Below are 1,946 nucleotides of genomic sequence, written 5' to 3'. Positions count from 1 at the left end.
AAGGCCTACGGCCCGCTATCGCGAACGGATCTCCCTTTGGGGGAAGTGCTCCGCACCGCTGGCGCGAACGCGGCGATGAGGCGGCGGGTGTAGTCCTGCTGCGGCTGCTGGTAGATCTGGGAGGCGGGGCCAAGCTCTTCGATGCGGCCCCGGTTCATGACCATGATGCGGTCGCTCATGAACTTGACCACGCTCAGGTCGTGGGAGATGAACAGGTAGGCCAACCCCAGTTCCTCCTGCAGATCCTTGAGCAAGTTCAGCACCTGGGCCTGCACGGAGACATCCAGGGAAGACACTGCCTCATCGCAGACGATCAGGCGGGGCTCCGAGGCCAGGGCGCGGGCAATACAGATCCGCTGCCGCTGTCCTCCGGAAAACTGGTGGGGCAGGCGATCCAGCGCTTCCGGATCCAACCCTACCCGTTCAAACAGGCGTTGGGCCCGTGCTCGTCGCTCAGCAGCATTTCTCCCAATCCCGTGCAGGGCCATTGGCTCTATGACGCTGGCTCCCACACTCATGCGCGGATCCAGTGAGGCTGCCGGATCCTGAAAGATCAGCTGAATCTCGCGGCGGAGACGACGTAAGCGTTGGGGCGGCAAGCGGAGCAGCTCCTCGCCGTCGTAGATCACCTGGCCAGAGCTGGCACGGACCAGGCGCAACAGGGTTCGCCCCAGGGTGGTTTTGCCGCAGCCGGACTCTCCCACCAGCCCCAAGGTCTCTCCGGGGTAGAGGTCAAAGCTGATCCCATCCACAGCTCGGATCTCGCCCACCTGGCGGCCAAATGGCCCTCGACGGACGGCGTAGTGGGTTCGCAGATCCCGCACCTGCAGCAGGGGGGGCTGACTGTACAGCCGGCGCAGCCGTTCTTCCTCTAAGGACTCCGTCCCGCTTACGCGAACGGCAGCCGGGATCTCCACCTGCTGCCACTGCTCCTCTGGGGATCCCCCTTTTTCCAGAAAATCCTGGACGGTGGGCAACCGCCGCAACCGCCGCTCCAACACCGGGCGACAGGCCAACAGGCCGCGGGTGTAGGGATGCTGGGGATCCCGAAAGATCTGCTCCACCGATCCCTGTTCCACAGCTTGGCCCCGGCGCATCACCACCACCTGATCTGCCAGTTCGGCCACCAAATTGAGATCGTGGGTGATGAAGAGGATGGCCATCTGCCGGTGCTGCTGCAGCTCCCAGAGCAGGCGCAGGATTTCCGCTTGCACCGTAACATCTAGAGCGGTGGTCGGCTCATCGGCAATCAACAGTTGGGGATTGGAGGCGATGGCACAGGCGATGGCCGCCCGTTGGATTTGGCCGCCGGAGAGCTGATGAGGGTAGCGCTCCAGCATCTGGGGAGAAAGCTGCACCTCCTCAAACAGGCGAATGGCTTGGGCGCGGATCTCCGCCGGGCTCAGGGAGGTGTTGGCCCTCAAGGTTTCCTGTAACTGCTGGCCACAGGTGTAGAGGGGGTTGAGGGCGGTGCTCGGCTCCTGGAAAATCATGGCGATCTGGGATCCGCGATAGCGCCGCCGTTGCCGGGGATCCAACTGCAGCCAGTCCACCGTTCCGTTGGGGCCCTTGAAGAGGATTTTGCCCTCCACCCGGGCCGAGCTGGGCAGCAGATCGATCAGCGTCAGGGCGGTCATGGTTTTGCCGGATCCCGACTCCCCCACCAGGCCTAAGGTCTGGCCGATCCCGATCTGGAAAGACAGCCCGTCCACCACCGGGGATCCCGAGGGCTCGCCAGCTGCACGGCTGGGCAAGAAAACCCGCAGCCCTTGTACGGTCAGCAAGGCAGAATCGGCGGTAGAGACAGCCTCAGTCATAGCGACGAAAGTGCTCCGCACCGCTGGCGCGAACGCATTAGGGGAATTGGCAGGATTATAGACTACCGCCCCCGCCTTGGCCTCCAAAGTGCTCCGCACCGCTGACCAAAAGGCGCGGCAAGCCCCGTC

General features: G+C 63.8%; 1 protein-coding gene. It reads right to left on the bottom strand.

Annotated features, from left to right (window positions below; all coding sequences use genetic code 11):
* Positions 1–5: 5 nt before the first annotated feature.
* Positions 6–1,817 carry an ABC transporter ATP-binding protein gene (locus tag NW818_RS13185; RefSeq protein ID WP_414424811.1) on the bottom strand — a complete coding sequence of 604 codons (1,812 nt, stop codon included), beginning with the start codon at positions 1,815–1,817 and terminating at the stop codon, positions 6–8.
* Positions 1,818–1,946 lie beyond the last annotated feature (129 nt).

The organism is Synechococcus sp. R6-5, from assembly GCF_047461775.1.
Taxonomy (GTDB): domain Bacteria; phylum Cyanobacteriota; class Cyanobacteriia; order Thermostichales; family Thermostichaceae; genus Thermostichus.
Note: the sequence above shows the minus strand (reverse complement) of the source record. Positions and strands in the feature narration are given on the sequence as shown.

Bases quoted from the DNA above. Each gene is read 5' to 3' on its own strand.
- NW818_RS13185 (WP_414424811.1), bottom strand. From the start codon at position 1,817: ATGACTGAGGCTGTCTCTACCGCCGATTCTGCCTTGCTGACCGTACAA.